This window comes from Mycolicibacterium sp. XJ1819, from assembly GCF_053483675.1.
In genome coordinates this window covers 78,286-95,042 of sequence record NZ_JBEFST010000020.1, presented here as the reverse complement: position 1 = coordinate 95,042, position 16,757 = coordinate 78,286, and the positions used below count along the sequence as shown (strand labels likewise).

General features: G+C 66.9%; 15 protein-coding genes. 14 read left to right on the top strand and 1 reads right to left on the bottom strand.

Going from position 1 to position 16,757, the window contains the following annotated elements; all coding sequences use genetic code 11:
* The first annotated feature begins 23 nt into the window (after window positions 1-23).
* From ABQE89_RS21200 to ABQE89_RS21175, 6 genes are all read left to right on the top strand, one after another.
* Window positions 24-1,724 (top strand): FAD-binding protein, encoded by a 1,701-nt coding sequence (locus ABQE89_RS21200; protein ID WP_448420309.1) that lies wholly within the window; start codon window positions 24-26, stop codon window positions 1,722-1,724.
* A 4-nt stretch (window positions 1,725-1,728) separates the two neighbouring features.
* Window positions 1,729-3,063: an LLM class flavin-dependent oxidoreductase gene (locus tag ABQE89_RS21195; RefSeq protein WP_448420246.1), complete on the top strand. Its 1,335-nt coding sequence runs from the start codon at window positions 1,729-1,731 to the stop codon at window positions 3,061-3,063.
* Window positions 3,064-3,074: 11 nt separating this feature from the next.
* A complete protein-coding gene (locus ABQE89_RS21190; protein ID WP_448420244.1) occupies window positions 3,075-3,893 on the top strand; it encodes a coniferyl-alcohol dehydrogenase in 819 nt (272 codons plus the stop codon).
* A 16-nt stretch (window positions 3,894-3,909) separates the two neighbouring features.
* Window positions 3,910-4,905 (top strand): cyclase family protein, encoded by a 996-nt coding sequence (locus tag ABQE89_RS21185; RefSeq protein WP_448420242.1) that lies wholly within the window; start codon window positions 3,910-3,912, stop codon window positions 4,903-4,905.
* Window positions 4,906-5,113: 208 nt separating this feature from the next.
* Window positions 5,114-5,953, top strand: a complete 840-nt coding sequence (locus ABQE89_RS21180; protein ID WP_448420240.1) for an alpha/beta fold hydrolase — start codon at window positions 5,114-5,116, stop codon at window positions 5,951-5,953.
* Window positions 5,950-6,762, top strand: a complete 813-nt coding sequence (locus ABQE89_RS21175; protein WP_448420238.1) for an SDR family NAD(P)-dependent oxidoreductase — start codon at window positions 5,950-5,952, stop codon at window positions 6,760-6,762. Before ABQE89_RS21180 ends, ABQE89_RS21175 begins: the two co-directional genes overlap by 4 nt.
* Here the strand turns inward: ABQE89_RS21175 and ABQE89_RS21170 are convergent.
* The gene (locus tag ABQE89_RS21170; RefSeq protein WP_448420236.1) at window positions 6,759-7,514 is read right to left on the bottom strand and encodes an alpha/beta fold hydrolase; all 756 of its coding nucleotides are present in this window, start codon (window positions 7,512-7,514) and stop codon (window positions 6,759-6,761) included. The two genes, ABQE89_RS21175 and ABQE89_RS21170, sit on opposite strands and share 4 nt — an antisense overlap.
* Before the next feature lie 99 nt (window positions 7,515-7,613).
* Between ABQE89_RS21170 and ABQE89_RS21165 the strand changes: the two genes are divergently transcribed.
* Genes ABQE89_RS21165 through ABQE89_RS21130 form a run of 8 tightly spaced genes read left to right on the top strand, consistent with a single transcriptional unit; the run spans window position 7,614 to window position 16,754 of the window.
* Window positions 7,614-8,270, top strand: coding sequence for a TetR/AcrR family transcriptional regulator (locus ABQE89_RS21165; protein WP_448420234.1), 657 nt, complete (start codon window positions 7,614-7,616; stop codon window positions 8,268-8,270).
* A gap of 1 nt (window position 8,271) precedes the next feature.
* Window positions 8,272-8,466, top strand: coding sequence for a ferredoxin (locus tag ABQE89_RS21160; RefSeq protein ID WP_448420232.1), 195 nt, complete (start codon window positions 8,272-8,274; stop codon window positions 8,464-8,466).
* A gap of 10 nt (window positions 8,467-8,476) precedes the next feature.
* Window positions 8,477-9,718, top strand: coding sequence for a cytochrome P450 (locus ABQE89_RS21155; protein ID WP_448420230.1), 1,242 nt, complete (start codon window positions 8,477-8,479; stop codon window positions 9,716-9,718).
* A 39-nt stretch (window positions 9,719-9,757) separates the two neighbouring features.
* Entirely contained in the window at window positions 9,758-10,957 is a 1,200-nt protein-coding gene (locus tag ABQE89_RS21150) for an amidohydrolase family protein (protein ID WP_448420228.1), read from the top strand.
* The gene (locus tag ABQE89_RS21145; RefSeq protein ID WP_448420226.1) at window positions 10,958-12,217 is read left to right on the top strand and encodes a M24 family metallopeptidase; all 1,260 of its coding nucleotides are present in this window, start codon (window positions 10,958-10,960) and stop codon (window positions 12,215-12,217) included.
* A complete protein-coding gene (locus ABQE89_RS21140) occupies window positions 12,207-13,340 on the top strand; it encodes a M24 family metallopeptidase (RefSeq protein WP_448420224.1) in 1,134 nt (377 codons plus the stop codon). Before ABQE89_RS21145 ends, ABQE89_RS21140 begins: the two co-directional genes overlap by 11 nt.
* Window positions 13,341-13,350: 10 nt before the next feature.
* Window positions 13,351-14,319 carry an enoyl-CoA hydratase/isomerase family protein gene (locus ABQE89_RS21135; RefSeq protein ID WP_448420222.1) on the top strand — a complete coding sequence of 323 codons (969 nt, stop codon included), beginning with the start codon at window positions 13,351-13,353 and terminating at the stop codon, window positions 14,317-14,319.
* Window positions 14,316-16,754, top strand: coding sequence for a CaiB/BaiF CoA-transferase family protein (locus ABQE89_RS21130; protein ID WP_448420220.1), 2,439 nt, complete (start codon window positions 14,316-14,318; stop codon window positions 16,752-16,754). Before ABQE89_RS21135 ends, ABQE89_RS21130 begins: the two co-directional genes overlap by 4 nt.
* The last annotated feature ends 3 nt before the right edge of the window (window positions 16,755-16,757 follow it).

Sequence of the window (16,757 nt, the reverse complement as noted above, 5' to 3'; positions counted from 1 at the left end):
TCGTCGGCTCCGGCGGCGGCGGTATGACCGCGGCGCTGACCGCCGACGCGTTCGGCCTCGACACGCTGGTGGTGGAGAAGTCGGCGCACTTCGGCGGGTCCACGGCGCTGTCCGGCGGCGGCATCTGGGTGCCGGGTGCGCCCGCGCAACGCAAGGAGGGCTACGTCCCCGACCCCGACGGGGTCTATGAGTATCTGCGCCATATCACAGGCGGCCTGGTCAGTGACGCGCGGCTGCGGCAGTACGTGGAGACCGCGCCGGAGATGATGGAGTTCCTCGAGAACCTCAGCGACTGGTTCGAATTCGTCTGGAAGCCCGGCTACGCCGACTATTACCCGGAGTTGCCGGGGGGCTCCGAGCTGGGCAGCACGATCAACGTACCCGCGATCGATCTGCGCCGGCTGGGCGACGAGGAGCAGCACCTGCTGGCGCCGCTGGCGCTGGCCCCGAAGGGTATCTGGTTCGCCCCCAAGGATCTTCGGCTCTTCTACCAGGTCCGCCAGAACTGGCGCGGCAAAGCCGTCCTGGTCAAGCTCATCTGGCGAATGGTCCGGGCCCGGGTGTTCGGCGACCGAATGGCCGCCATCGGCCAGTCGCTGGCGGCGAGGATGCGGCTGGCGCTCAAACAGCAGAACATCCCGCTGTGGCTGAATTCGCCGATGACCGAGTTGATCACCGACGTCGACGGCGCCGTGACGGGTGCGGTGATCGACCGCGACGGCCATCCGCAGCGCATCGGCGCCCGGCACGGGGTGATCCTGGCCGCCGGCGGCTTCGACCACGACATGGAATGGCGCAGACAGCACCTGCCGGTGCTCGAGAAGGACTGGAGTTTCGGCAACGCGGCCGCGGTGGGCGACGGGATCCGGGCAGGGGAGAAGGTCGGCGGCTCCACCGATCTGCTCGACGAGGCCTGGTGGTTCCCGGCGATCTGCTGGCCCGACGGACGACTGCAGTTCATGCTCAACGAACGCATGATGCCGTCGCAGTTCGTCGTCAACGGAGAAGGCAGACGCTTCATCAACGAGGCCGCGCCCTACATGGACTTCGCGCACGCGATGATCGAGGGCCAGAACTCCGGTGTCACCCACATCCCGTGCTGGCTGGTCACCGACATCCGGTCGTTTCACCGCTACGTGGTCGCGGGTCACCTGCCGATCCCCAAGGTGCCGTTCGCGCCGGTGCCCACCGGCCGGAAAGTGCCCAAGGCGTGGTTGGAATCGGGCGTCGTGGTTGAAGGCGACAGTTTCGAGGAGCTCGCCACCAAGATCGGTGTCCCGCCCGCACAGTTGCGGCAGACCGCCGAACGGTTCAACGAGTTGGCGCGCAAGGGCCACGACGACGACTTCAACCGCGGCGACTCCGCGTACGACAACTATTACGGTGACCCGACGCTGCCCAACCCGAACCTTCACCCGCTGGGTAAACCGCCGTACTACGCGTTCCAGATCATCCTCGGCGACCTCGGAACCTCCGGGGGCCTGCGCACCGACGAACACGCCCGGGTACTGCGCGACGACGACTCCGTCGTCGCGAACCTGTACGCGGTCGGCAACAACTCCGCGGCGGTGATGGGCCGCAGCTACGCCGGCGCGGGCGCGACCATCGGACCCGCGATGACGTTCGGCTACGTGGCGGCCAGACACATCGCCGGACAGACACCGGACCGTCCCAAACGCTCCGGCTCCCAGACCGATTCGACACCGATTCACACCGAAAGGTAATGAAATGAAGATCTCGCTGTTCTACGAATTCCCGCTTCCGCGGCCGTGGAGTGACGACGACGAACACAAGCTTTTCCAGGACGGTCTCGACGAGGTGGAGGCCGCCGACAAGGCGGGGTTCTCCACGGTGTGGCTGACCGAGCACCACTTCCTCGAGGAGTACTGCCACTCGACGGCGCCCGAGATCTTTCTCGCCGCGGCCAGCCAGCGCACCGAGAACATCCGGTTGGGCTTTGGCATCATGCACCTGCCCCCGGCCGTCAACCATCCCGCCCGTGTCGCCGAGCGGGTCTCGACGCTGGACCTGATCTCCAACGGGCGGGTGGAGTTCGGCACCGGCGAGTCGTCGTCGGTCGGCGAACTCGGCGGTTTCGGAATCGACCCCGCCGACAAGCGCAAGATGTGGGAGGAGGCGCTGGAGGTCTCGATCCGCTGCATGATCGAGGAGCCGTTCACCGGCTTCAAGGGCGAGCACATCGAAATGCCCCCGCGCAACGTGGTTCCCAAGCCGATGCAGAAGCCGCACCCGCCGGTGTGGGTGGCTTGCACCCGTCCGGCCTCGGTGCAGATGGCCGCGCAACGCGGCCTCGGCGCGCTCAGTTTCGCCTACACCGGACCCGGCCCGCTCACCGAGCGAGTCAACGGCTACTACAAGGAGTTCGAGGAGAACGGGGTACCGGTCACGCCGCAGGTGAACCCCAACATCCTCGCCATCGGCGGCGATCTGTCGATGATGGTCGCCCCGACCGACGAGCAGGCCATCGACCGACTCGGCAAGGGCGGCGGCTTCTTCGCGTTCGGCATCATGCACTACTACATGACCGGAATGCACACGCCGGGCCGGACCGGGGTGTGGCAGCGGCATCTCGAGGAGATCGAGAAGGATCCCAGCATCGTCTACGGCCCGGACCGCGGCCCCATCGGCAGCCCGGCGACGGTGCGCGAGTTCCTGCGCGGCTACGAGGAGAGCGGCGTGGACGAGCTGATTCTGCTGCTGACCCCGCGCCGCCACGAGGAGACGATGGAGTCGATCGAGCTGATGGGCAAGGAGGTGCTGCCGGAGTTCATCGAGCGCGACGAGAAGGCCAGGGCCGACAAGGTCAAGCGGCTGGCACCGGTCCTGGAGAAGGTGGAGGCCCGCAGGCCGGCCTCGACCGCGCCGGAGTTCGACGAGACCTACGCGTTCGGTGGCCTGCCGACCGGCCGCGAGAACTACACCGCCAACGAGGTGTCGCTGGCGATGGAGGAGATGAACGCGGGTATCGAGGCGGCTGCCGCCAAGCTCAAGTCGGGCGAAGGATGGCAGAGCAGGAATCCATCCGCGGATGCCAACGGATAAGAATTTCAGCGATGGGCCGCATTGACGAGCGGTGGCGCTATGACGGCCGCCGCGCGGTCGTCACCGGATGCGCGTCGGGCATCGGCGCCGAAGTGGCGGGCCAGCTGGCCGAACTCGGTGCCGAGGTGATCGGACTCGACGTCCGGGAACCCGAGACGCCGGTGGGTGAGTTCATCGCCTTGGACCTGTCGGACCCCGCCTCGATCGATGCGGCCGCGGCAAAGGTGGACGGCGACGTCGATGCGCTCTTCAACGTCGCCGGGGTGTCCTCGGGCATCGGGGACCCGCTACAGGTGGTGAGGATCAACTTCCTGGGCACCCGCCGCTTCACCGAGGCGATCGTGCCCTCGATGCCGTCGGGCTCGGCCATCGCCAACGTGTCCTCGCTTGCGGCCTCGGCATACCGGCAGAACGCCGCGGTGACCGTGGGCCTGGTCAACACCGCGTCAGTCGACGACGGAATCGAGTGGTGTCGGCGTAATCCGGAGGCACTGGCCGACGGCGGCGGTTACCGGCTGTCCAAGGAGGCCATCATCCTCTACGGCATGACGAAGGTGTCCGCGTTGGGCGCCAGGGGCATTCGCATCAACTGCACCGCACCCGGCGTCACCGACACCCCGATCCTCGACCAGTTGCGTCGCGCCTACGGACAGGAGTTCCTGGACTCCTTTCACACCCCGCTGGGCCGCGCCGCCGAACCCGACGAGCAGGCGGCCGTTCTGGTGTTCTTGAACAGTCGCGCAGCGAGCTACCTGACGGGGCAGGTCATCTGGGTGGACGGCGGCTCGATCGGTGAAACTGATCTCGCGGACGCGGTGACTCGACAATGACGGAAAGAGGCGAGTGATGGCCGGCATGAAGGACTTTCGTCGGGTCGCCGACGAGGTGCGTAACTGGGGCCGGTGGGGCGACGCCGACGAGTTGGGCACGCTCAACTTCATCACCCCCGAGAAGGTCACCGAAGCCGCCGGCCTGGTCAGGCAGGGCAAGGTGCTCTCTCTCGGTGGCGACTTCAGCGCCGGAGGCCCGCAGGGGGCGTTTCAGTTCCGCCAGAACCCCACCCACGTGATGACGGTGGACGGCGGTGATGCGCACACGCTGGTCGAATACGGCCCGCAGTGGCTGCGGAACTCGGTGGCACAACAGCTCAGTGAGTTCTTCGTGGACAACCCGTTTCGGTTCAACGACGACATGATCGTGATGCCGCTGCAGGCGGCCACGCAATGGGACGCGCTGTCTCACGTGTACTACGAGGACAAACTCTACAACGGCTTTCCCGCCGATTCGGTGACCAGCTTCGGTGCCTACCACTGCGGTATCGACAAGGTCGACGGCAAGGGGATCAACTCGCGCGGCGTGCTGCTCGACGTCGTGGCCCACCGCGGTGCCGACGTGTTCCTCGAGCCCGGAAACCCGATCACCCCATCGGAACTCGACGACGTCGCCAAGGCACAAGGCGTCGTCATCGGAGCCGGTGACATCGTCGTGGTGCACACCGGGTGGTGGACCCGGTTCCTGGCCACCGGTGACGGCGCCGAACCGGGGTCCGGCCTGCACTGGACATGCGCATCGTGGCTGCACGACCTCGACGTCGCGGCGGTCGCCGCCGACAATCTCATGGTCGAGGACCCCGACCCGGCCAACGGTGTCGAGGGCACCTTCCTGCCGATGCACATGCTGTGCCTACGTGACATGGGGCTGATGCTCGGCGAGTACTGGGATCTCACCGCGCTCGCCGCCGACTGCGCGGCCGACGGTGTCTACGAGTTCCAACTGGTCGCCCCGCCGCTGAAGGTCGTCGGCGCCGTCGGCGCGCCGGTCAGCCCGATCGCCATCAAATAGGCCCGCCTGCCGGGCGGCATGGATCTGCTGCCCGAATACGAGGTCGACCACCCCAACCTGCGACTGGTCGCGATGACGAGCGTGGCCCGGGTTTGCCAACGTTCCGGTGTACGCCGCCGAGCGCCGGTAGCAATTAAGCACTTTGGACAAACTGCCACTGGGTGGATGGAGTTCACCGGGCGTGCAACTCCAAGTATCGTAGGCGCCCGTGGAGTTCGAACGAAGGTCCGTCCTGGTCGACGGACTGGTCACCGGTTATCTCGAAGCCGGACAGGGCGATCCGGTGGTTCTGCTGCATGGCGGCGAGTTCGGCGCCTGCGCGGAACTGTGCTGGGAGCGCAATATCGCGGCGCTGGCCCGCACGCACCGGGTGCTGGCCCTGGACATGTTGGGCTTCGGCGGGTCGGCCAAGGTGATCGACTTCAACGACGGCCGCGGGATGCGGATCCGCCACATCGCGCGATTCTGCGAAACGCTCGGCGTCGCCTCGGCGCATTTCGTCGGAAACTCGATGGGCGCGGTCAACCTGTTCGTCGACGCCACCTCGGATGCGCCGAAACTGCCCGTCCGCAGCATGGTGACGATCTGCGGGGGAGGTGAGATCCAGCGCAACGAACACTCCGCGGCGCTCTACGACTACGACGCGACGCTGCAGGGCATGCGCCGCATTGTGACCGCGCTGTTCTACGACGCGGCCTATCCCGCCGACGAGGCATATGTGCAGCGGCGATACGAGTCCAGTATCGCGCCGGGTGCGTGGGAGGCGCTGGCGGCCGCGAGGTTTCGTCGTCCCGGGCTGGAGCCCCCGGCCTTACCCTCGAGCGCGCGACCATACGGACGCATCGGCGTGCCGGTGCTCGTCGTCGAGGGCGGCGGCGACAAACTGCTGCCCAAGGGGTGGGCCGCCGAGATCGCGGGCCAGATCCCGGCGGGGCGGTCCGCGGTGATCTCCGACGCGGGACACTGTCCACAGATCGAACAACCCGACGCGGTGAACGAACTGCTGGTGAATTTCTGGACATCTGACGGCGAGGGGACGGCGCAATGACGGACGAACTGGTCGGCAAGGTCGCGGTCGTCACCGGCGGCGCATCGGGTCTCGGCGAGGGGTTGGCGCGCCGCTTCGCCGCCGAGGGCGCCAAGGTGCTGATCGGCGATGTCGACCGGGACGGCGGCGATGCGCTGGCGGAGGAACTGGGCGCCGACGTTCACTTCGTCGCGGCCGACGTCGCCGACATCGAACAAGTCAGCGGCCTCGTCGACACCGCGATCGAACGGTTCGGCGGCCTGCACGTGATGGTGAACAACGCGGGCATCTCGGGGACCATGCACCGGCGGTTTCTCGACGACGACCTCGCGGACTTCGACAAGGTGATGCGCATCAACGTGCGGGCGGTGATGGCCGGCACCCGCGACGCGGCCCGGCACATGTCGCAGCACGGGGGCGGGTCGATCATCAACCTGACCTCGATCGGCGGCATCCAGGCCGGCGGCGGGGTGATGACGTATCGGGCGTCGAAGGCGGCGGTCATCCAATTCACCAAGTCGGCCGCGATCGAGTTGGCGCACTACGAAATTCGCGTCAACGCCATCGCCCCGGGAAATATCCGGACCGCGATCGTCCGCAAATCGGCGGCCGGGGAGGATCTGGACAAGCTCGAGCAGTTCGAGGCGAAGATCCGTGAGCAGATGCGTAACGACCGCCCGCTCAAGCGGGAGGGCACGATGGAGGATGTCGCCGAGGCGGCGCTGTATTTCGCCACCGACCGTTCACGGTATGTCACCGGTACGGTGCTGCCGATCGACGGCGGCACCGTGGCGGGCAAGGTGATCGCGCGCAAGCCGAAAACCGGCTAGCCCGCGGCGGTGGGCGCGGCCGACGGCCCGTCGACGGCCTCGTCGGCGCGGTCGACGTGCTGGCGGACGAGGCGGGGGTAGCGCTCGCGGTCGGGCCGGAAGATGTCGTGGGGCGAGTCGGGGAATTCGACTAGTCGCGCCTCGGGGAACATCCGCCGGTAGCGCGACCATTCGTCCTCACTGATCAGCACGCCGTCTCCGCTGCGCACCACCAGGAGCGGGAACCGTTGTCGGGCAAGCGGCTCCCAGTACGAGCGATCGCGGGCCGTCCGGAAGGTGTCGAGCGCGGCGGTCACGTCCAGTCGGTCCGACACCCGGGTACCTCGCCACCGCCCCTCGACCAGTCGGCGTGAGACGTCGTCGGGCAGCGCGCGTTCCTCCGGCGTGTAGTCACCGATCGACAGGGACCGGACACGATGCGCGTTTCCCAGCGCCCACATCAGCGCATACGTGGTGCCCCGCGAAAATGTCACGAGGTGAACGGGTCCGGTGGTGACGTCGTCCACCACCGCCGCAACGTCGGCGCTCAGGGTGGCGGCGTCGTACCCGCGTGCGGGCGCGCCACTCTTGCCGTGTCCGCGCAACTCCATCACGGCAGTCCTGCGCTCGAACGTCGGGAGCACGTCGACGTAGTCCTCGGCCACGTCGGTCATACCCGGCACGAAGAGAACGGGAGCGCGAGTGTCGTTCGCGCGGGACTCGAGGTAGTGCAAGCGAACGTCGCCGTTGCGGGTGAAGCGCGATCTGACCATCGCAGCGGACCATATGCGCCTGCCTGTGGGCGCGTCGAGTGCAGCCGATTTTAAATCAGTCGCTTGACTTAACTGATGTGACGGGGTTCACTGATCAGCGTGACGACAGCCAGCAGGACCGTTCGCACCGAGCGGGCCAGCAGCACACGCGAAGCGATCCTGGCCGCGGCGGAGCGGTTGTTCGCCGAGCACGGTGTTTACGCGGTATCGAACAGGCAGGTCAGCGAGGCCGCCGGGCAGGGCAACAACGCCGCGGTCGGCTACCACTTCGGCACCAAGGCCGATCTGGTCCGTGCGATCGAACAGAAGCACCGGGTGTCGATCGAGCGGTTGCTCGCCCGCATGGTTGCCGAGATCGGCGACTCCACGGAGTTGCGCGACTGGATCGCCTGTATGGTCTGCTCGCTGACCGAGCATCTGGACAAACTGGGCAACCCGACGTGGTACGCCCGCTTCGCCGCGCAGGCGTTGGCGGACCCGGCATATCAGAAGATCGTCGTCAAGGACGCGCTCGGCTCACCGTCGTTGCTGTTGGTTGTCGACGGCATCACCCGCTGTTTGCCCGACCTGCCGATGGCCGTCGTCACCGAGCGCAACGTCATGGTGCGCAACCTGCTGATGCACACGTGCGCGGACTTCGAACGCGCCTTCGCCGAGGGCGACACCGTGCCCCGGACAAGCTGGAGTGCGGTGGCATCCGGCCTCATCGACGCGATCGTGGGGTTGTGGCGGGCGCCGGTCACGGAGCGGCCCTGACATGAAAATCACTGTGGATCAGGATAAGTGCATCTCGTCGGGCCAGTGCGTGCTCAACGCCGGCGAGATCTTCGACCAACGCGATGAGGACGGCGTCGTCGTCGTGCTCAACGACCACCCGTCGACCGACCAGGCCGAAAGCGTCCGCAACGCCGCCGAGGCGTGCCCGGCACAAGCAATCGACATCGAGGAATGACGAAACACCAATGTCTGACACCCTGACGACCAGCGCCGCCGAGAAGGCAGGCGACGTCCCCGAGTACCCGATGGAGCGCGACGGCCGGTGCCCGTTCGCGCCGCCTCCGCAGATCCTCGAGATGGGCCGGGCCAAACCCCTTTCCCGGGTGCGGATCTGGAACGGCACCACCCCGTGGTTGATCACCGGTCACGAGGTGGCGCGCGAACTGTTCGCGGACCCGCGCGTCAGCGTCGACGACCGCCACGAGGGCTTCCCGCACTGGAACGAACACATGCTGTCCACCGTGTACAAGCGGCCCCGGTCGGTTTTCACCTCCGACGCCGAGGAGCACACCCGATTCCGCCGGATGCTGTCGAAGCCGTTCACGTTCAAGCGGGTCGAGGGCCTGCGGCCGGCGATCCAACAGGTCACCGACGAGAGCATCGACGCGATTCTGGCCGGGCCGCAGCCCGCCGACATCGTCGCCAAACTCGCCCTGCCGGTCCCCACCCGGGTGATCAGCGAGATGCTCGGCGTGCCCTACGAAGACCATGAGTTCTTCCAACATCACGCCAACGTCGGCCTCGCCCGGTACGCCAGTGCGGAAGAGGGGCAGAAGGGGGCGATGAGCCTCGCCAAGTACCTAAGCGACCTCGTCAAGACCAAGATGGAGAACCCGTCCGAGGATGCGGTGTCCGACCTCGCCGAACGGGTCAACGCCGGTGAGATCAGCGTCAAGGAGGCCGCCCAACTCGGCACCGGGCTGCTCATCGCCGGACACGAGACCACCGCCAACATGATCGGCATCGGTGTGCTGGCGCTGCTGGAGAACCCCGAACAGGCCGCGCTGCTACGGGATTCCGACGATCCCAAGTTCATCGCCAACGCCGTCGAGGAGTTGATGCGATACCTGTCCATCATCCAGAACGGCCAGCGCCGGGTCGCCATCGAGGACATCGAGATCGCCGGCGAGACCATTCGTGCGGGTGAGGGCATCATCTTGGACCTCGCCCCGGCGAACTGGGATCCCGCGACGTACCCCGAGCCGGACAAGCTCGACCTCGCCCGCGACGCCGGGCAGCAACTCGGCTTCGGCTACGGCCGCCATCAGTGCGTCGGACAGCAGCTTGCCCGTGCCGAGTTGCAGATCGTGTTCCACACCCTGCTGCGGCGCATCCCCACGCTACGACTCGCCGTCCCGTTCGACGAGATCCCGTTCAAGCACGACCGTCTCGCATACGGCGTCTACGAACTCCCGGTGGCCTGGTAACCACAGGCCCCGTCGCACAGCCCGATTGGAGTATCACCGATGTCAGCACCAACAGCGCAACCGCCCACCCATCGTCGTAGCGATCTGTATCCCGCCGAAGGATGGGGTGCGCCGAAGGACCGCCGCGGCCAGGTAACCGCCAACTTCAAGGAATCCATCGGTCTGCCCGCCGACACCGTGATCTTCTCGGCCGACAACCACATCTCGGTGGCCGAGGACATCTTCTTCGAACGCTTCCCGGACGACCTGAAAGGCCAGGCGCCGCGCATCTGGTACGAGGACGGCGCGTACATGGTCGGTATGAAGGGCAAGACCTGGGTGGGCGGCGATTTCGGCAAGGTACTGATGCAGTACGACGATCTGGCCGGCGCCGCGTCGAACAACATCGAGGCACGCATCCGCGAACTCGCCGAAGACGGTGTCGACAAGGAACTGGTGTTTCCCAACGCCGTGCTCGCGCTGTTCCACTACCCGGACAAGTCACTGCGTGAGCGCGTGTTCCGCATCTACAACGAACACATCGCCGAACTGCAGGAGCGGGCCGACGGCCACTTCTACGGTGTCGGACTGATCAACTGGTGGGACCCCAAGGGCACCCGCAGCACGCTCGAGGAACTGAAGTCACTGGGCCTCAAGACGTTCCTGCTGCCGCTGAATCCGGGCAAGGACGACGAGGGCAACATCTACGACTACGGCAGCGCGACGATGGACGCGGTGTGGGACGAGATCGAGGCGGCCGGCCTGCCGGTGACCCACCACATCGGCGAGACCCCGCCGAAGACGCCGTGCGAACACAACAGCACGGTCGTCGGCATGATGGTCAACGTCGACTCGTTCCGCGAACAGTTCGCCAAATACGTGTTCTCCGGAATCCTGGACCGGCACCCGTCGCTGAAGGTCGGCTGGTTCGAGGGCGGGATCGCCTGGGTGCCAACGGCGTTACAAGACGCCGAGCACATGTTCGCCTCCTACCGGCACATGTTCAACCATCAGCTCGAACATGACGTGCGCCACTACTGGGACAACCACATGAGCGCGTCGTTCATGGTGGATCCGCTGGGCCTGCGGCTGATCGACCAGATCGGTGTGGACAACGTCTACTGGTCGACGGACTATCCGCACAACGAGTCGACGTTCGGCTATTCGGAGAAGTCGCTGGCCGCCGTCGTGGACGCGGTCGGCGTCGACAATGCCGTGAAGATCGTCAGCACCAACATCACCAAGTTCTTGGACGTATAAATGACAACTGTTGCGACGGCGGAATCCACCGCCTTCGAGATACCCGATGTGCCCGACGCCGGCCGGATGTACCGCGAAAGCGGGGCGCGCCTGCGCTCGGCCATGAAGGACAACGGCGTCGACGCGCTGATCCTGCTCGGCAACGGAAACGTCGTGTATGCGACGGGCGCCAGTTGGCCACTGCTCGACGCGGGTCTGTCCCATGTGGAGCGTCCGGTGGCGATCGTGCTGGCCGACGACGAACACCCCCACCTGTTCATGCCGTTCCGGGAGGGCGCCTCGTCGGAGTCACACATTCCGGCCGACCATGTCCACCCGCCGCTGTACCTCGAATTCGACGAGGGCGTCGAACATTTCGGACGTGTCATCGCTGATCTGATCCCCGCCGGGGCGACGGTGGCCGTCGACGAGTTGACCGGCGCGATGCGCCGCGCCGGGGGCAGGCTGTTCCCCGCCGGACCGCCGTCGGACGCCGCGCCCGTGGTCGGCGCCGCGAAGTTGGTGAAGACACCCGACCAGGTGGCCTGTGTCCGCAAGGCCTGCCGGATCACCGAGGAAGCCGTCGTCGACGTCCAGAAGGCGTTGGCACCCGGTGTCCGACAGATCGACCTGTCCGCGCAGTTCGTCCGGCGCGCCTTCGAACTCGGCGCCACCGCCAACATGCTGGAGGCGATCTGGCAGGTGATGCCCGCGACCAAGGCCGAGGGCACCTGGACCACCCACGGCGACCTCGCTCTGCCGCTGTTGACCACCGAACGCGAGTTGGCCAAGGGGGACGTGCTGTGGACCGACGTCAGCATCACCTACCGCGGCTACTGTTCGGACTTCGGCCGCACGTGGCTCGTCGGTGAACCCCCCACCGCGCGACAGCACGACCAGTTCCACCAGTGGCGCGCCATCATCGACGCGGTGCTCAAGGTCACCAAGGCCGGTGCGACGTCCGGTGACCTGGCCCGGGCGGCCATCGCCGCCAACGGTGGCAAGAAGCCGTGGCTGCCACACTTCTATCTCGGGCATGGCATCGGCACGAACGCGGCCGAAATGCCGATGATCGGAACGGATCTCGGTGAGGAGTTCGACGACAATTTTGTCTTCCCGGCCGGGATGCTGCTCGTGCTCGAGCCCGTGGTCTGGGAGGACGGCACCGGCGGCTATCGAAGCGAGGAGATCGTGGTTATCACCGAGGACGGGTTCACGTCGCTGACCGACTACCCCTACGAGCCCTACGGCCTGCACAGCGGCGGCTCAGATGGCAACTGAAATCCTGCCCGACGAACGGGCACTGCGAAGCGGCCGTCGCGAACGCGCGCTGGCACAGATGGCGGCGTACGACCTCGACGTGCTCGTGCTGGGCCGGCAGGCCAACGTGCGGTATTTCTCGGGTGCACCGCAACTGTGGGTGGCGGGAACCCGGCCGTTCGGCCCGATCTGCACGATCGTGCGGTCGACCGGCGAGATCCACCTCAACAGCACGTGGGACGAGGGAATCCCCGACGACATCCCCCACGAGCGGCTCTACGGGCTGGCGTGGAACCCGATGACGTTCATCGAGGTGTTGAAGAGAATCGAGGGCACGGCCGGCGCCCGGCGCGTCGGAACCGATGCCCTCACACCGTCCTTCGCCAAGCTGCTTCCGCTGGCATTTCCGGACGCGGAGTTGGTGGACGGTGAAGCGGCGATGCGCGCAGCCAGGCGCGTCAAGACCGCGCAGGAGGTGGCGGCGCTGCGCGGCGCGGTACGAGTGGCCGAGCAGTCCCTGACGGCCGCGGTCGCCGAACTGCGCGAGGGTGTTACCGAGCGTGAACTCACCGCGGTGATGCTCGAGGCCCAGGCGGCCGGCGGGGTGAGCACGCCGGCGACCCAGGACGGCGCCTGGGTGACCGCCAAGGACCACCCGTGGCGGCGGGCCCGCAGCGACGGGCGGATCGAACGCGGTGACCTGGTGGCGTTCGCGGCCGGCGTGCTGGCCGACGGGTACGTCGGGGAGGTCGGCCGGACGTGGCCCGTCGGCGAGGTCGACTGCACGGCGCTGTACGACCGGTCGAACGCGTTGTGGGACAGGCTTGTCGACGCATGCCGGCCCGGCAAGGCGGCCAGCGACCTGTTGTCGGCCTACGAGGCCGCGGGCGAACCGCTGCCGCCGATGCCCGTCGCGCACGGCCTGGGGTTGGGGTTTGACTCTCCGGTGGTCACACCGCAGTTGCGGGCCACCGCCGAGCGGGAGGCCCTCGAGCCCGGAATGGTGCTCGCGGTCACCGGTTACGTCTGGCAGCAGGACCTCGGCGCGGTCTTTAACCGCGAGGCCGTGCTCATCACGTCCGAAGGACCGGAGGTGCTGACGTCGAGCCCGTCGGCCAGTCATGCCAGCGTCGGTATCGGCTGAAGGAGCCCCCATGTCCAGTAACGGAAGTCGGCCCAAGCCCGAGGAGATCATCCTCTACGACAAGGATCCGAAGACCAAGATCGCCACCATCACCTTCAACCGGCCGGAGTTCCTCAACGCCCCGACCTCGGGCGCGCGACTGCGGTATGCGGACCTGTTGCGGGCGGCCAGCGTCGACAACGACGTCAAGGTCGTCGTGATCCGCGGTGTCGGAGACAATCTCGGCAGCGGCGCGGATCTACCCGAGTTCATGGAGGGCAACGACAACCCCGACCTGCGCCTGGCCGAACTCCGGTTGGAAGACGACGGCGTCGGCGAGGTCACCTATCCGCCCAAGGGCACGTTCCGTCACGGCGCGACGATCAGCGCCTGGTATGCGAACGTGCAGGCAGGCAACCGGCCGTTGCAGGAACTCAAGAAGATCAGCATCGTGGAGGCCAAGGGTTACTGCTACGGCTGGCACTTCTACCAGTGCGCCGACGCCGACCTCGTCATCAGCAGCGACGACGCGTTGTTCGGCCACCCCTCGTTCCGCTACTACGGGTGGGGTCCGCGGATGTGGACGTGGGTACAGATGATGGGCCTGCGCAAATTCCAGGAGATGGTCTTCACCGGCCGGCCGTTCACCGCCGAGGAGATGGCTCAGTGCAACTTCCTCAACAAGGTGGTGTCCCGCGATCAGCTCGAGGCCGAGGTCGACAAGTACGCGCGGGCGTGTGCGCGAAACCGTCCCGTCGACACCGTGTTTCAGCAGAAGATCTTCTTCGAGATCTTCAAGCAGCACCAGGGCGAGTACATGGGCAGCCTGCTGTCGGCGTTCTTCGAGTCGATGGGCAGCGGCGTGGCCAACGACGACACCGATGACCTGGACATGATGGATGCCATCGACAGCGGCCTGGCCGATGCCGTCAACGACAACGACAACAAGTTCCCACCGGATTTCCGGTTGAGCAAGTCCAATCGCAAGAAGGGGAATTGAGCCAGGGAGTCGGTGCGCTGGACGGGTATGTCGTCGTCGACCTGTCCAGCGGAATCGCCGGGGCCTACTGCACGAAGCTGCTGGCCGATGCCGGGGCGCGGGTGATCAAAGTGGAGCCGCCGGAAGGTGATCCGCTGCGGCGATGGTCGGCTTCGGGCGCCGACATCGCGGATTCCGACGGTGCGCTGTTCAGCTACCTGGCGTGCTCGAAGCACAGTGTGATCGCCGACCCCGACACCGACCTGAACTTCGTCAACAGCCTCCTCACCGACGCCCACGCCGTGGTGTGGAGCGGGGGATCGACGGTGGCCGAGCACGTCGTGTTCACACCGGCGGCGATCCGGTCGGCGCACCCCCACCTGACCGTCACGTCCATCACACCGTTCGGGTTGACCGGTCCATGGCGAGACCGCCCCGCCACCGAGTTCACACTGCAGGCGTGGTCGGGCGGCATCGTCGGACTGGGCCGTGGCTCGGCCGACCGGGCGCCGGTGTACGTTGGCGGGCAGGTCGGCGAGTATCTCGCCGGGGCGTACGCGAGCGCGGCGACGTTGGCCTCGCGGCGGCGGGGCGGCGCGGAACTGGTCGACGTGTCGATGCTGGAGACTCAAATCCTCGGTCTCACCTACTATCCCGTGACGTACTACGAGATGCTGGGCAGGCCGTGGCGGGATGCGCGGCGGCTGACCGTACCCGGGATCGCACGCGCCAAGGACGGGTTGATCGACATCGGTTGCGGCACCGCGCAGCAGTGGTTCGACCTGTGCGCGATGACCGGACACGAAGACTGGATCGACGAGGACTCGCCGCTGTCGATCACCGAACAGGCCAACGAGAAGGCCGACGAACTGTATGCCTGGGTCGAAAGTCACACCGTCGAGGACATCCGCGAGCTGGCGACGGCGTTTCGCATCCCCAACGCCCCGGTGGCCAACGGCGCCAACATCGTCGGCCTGGACCACTTCCGAGAGCGGGGCAGTTTCACGCCCAATCCGCGTGACGGCTTCGACCAGCCGCGTGCCCCGTACCGGACGCAGCCCCCCGTGCTGGCGGAACCGCAGGCCGCGCCGCGGCTGGGCGAACACACCGACTGGTATCGCGGAAACGGACAAACCGGTCGAAAAAGGCCCCCAATTAGCGCCCAAACGTCCGTTTCGGCGGGACGGGGGTTGCCGTGTGAGGGGCTGCGGATACTGGACATGACGACGTTCTGGGCCGGGCCGTCGTGCACGCACATGCTCGCGATGCTCGGCGCCGACGTCATCCACGTCGAGTCCACCAGACGCCCCGACGGCACGCGGCTGATCGCGGGCATCCCGGTGTCCGAGGACCAGTGGTGGGAGAAGTCACCGATCTTCTCCGGACTCAACACCAACAAGCGGGGACTCACCCTGGATCTGCAGACGGCGGCGGGTCGCGAAGTGCTCGACCGCCTCATCGCCACCTGCGACGTGGTCGTCGAGAACTTCACCCCGCGGGTGCTCGACCAGATCGGACTGGATTTCGCTGCCGTGCAGGCGGTCCGGCCCGACGCGATCATGCTGCGGATGCCGGGATTCGGCCTGGACGGTCCGTGGCGGGACAACCCGGCGTTCGCCTACGTCATCGAGGCGGCCTCGGGGATCAGCTGGCTGACCGGCTACCCGGACCGCAACCCCTACGAGCCCTACTCGGTCGGCGACCCGAACGCCGGCATCCACGCCGTCAACGCCTTGCTGGTGGCCTTGGAGCAACGCAACCGCACCGGCCAGGGTGTGCTGGTGGAGGCGGCGATGGTGGACGCGGCACTGGCCGTCGCGGCCGAACAGGTGGTCGAGTACTCCGCCTACGGCGCACTGTTGGGACGCGACGGCAACCGCGGTCCGATCGCCGCGCCGCAGAACCTCTACCGCTGCAACGAGATCGACGAGTTCGGCCGGCCCGACTGTTGGGTGGCGGTTGCCGTGGCGACCGACGAACAGTGGACGGGGCTGTGCGCTGCCCTCGGTCGCGACGACTGGACGGATGACTCCGAGTTGAGCACCGCGGCCGGCCGGCGCGCACACCACGACGCGATCGACGAGCACCTGGCCGCCTGGTGCGAACAGCGCACCGGCGACGAGATCGTCGACACGCTGTGGGCACACGGGGTTCCGGTGGGCAAGGTGATGCAGCCGCACCGGCAGACCGAACTGCCGCAACTGGTGGCGCGCGGGTTCTTCGAAGACGTCGGGCATCCGGTCAGCTCCCGCACCCCGCACAGCACCTTGCCGTTCAAGCTTTCCCGCGGTCCGGAACGCGTTCACGTGCGGTCCGCGCCGTTGCTCGGACAGCACAATCGCGAACTGCTCGCCGAAGTGGGCCTGACCGACGAACAGATCAGCGACCTGGAGGCCCAGGGCGTGATCGGCAACGCACCCGCGATGGGCAGCAAGGCCAAGGCCTCACGAGGCTAGTCT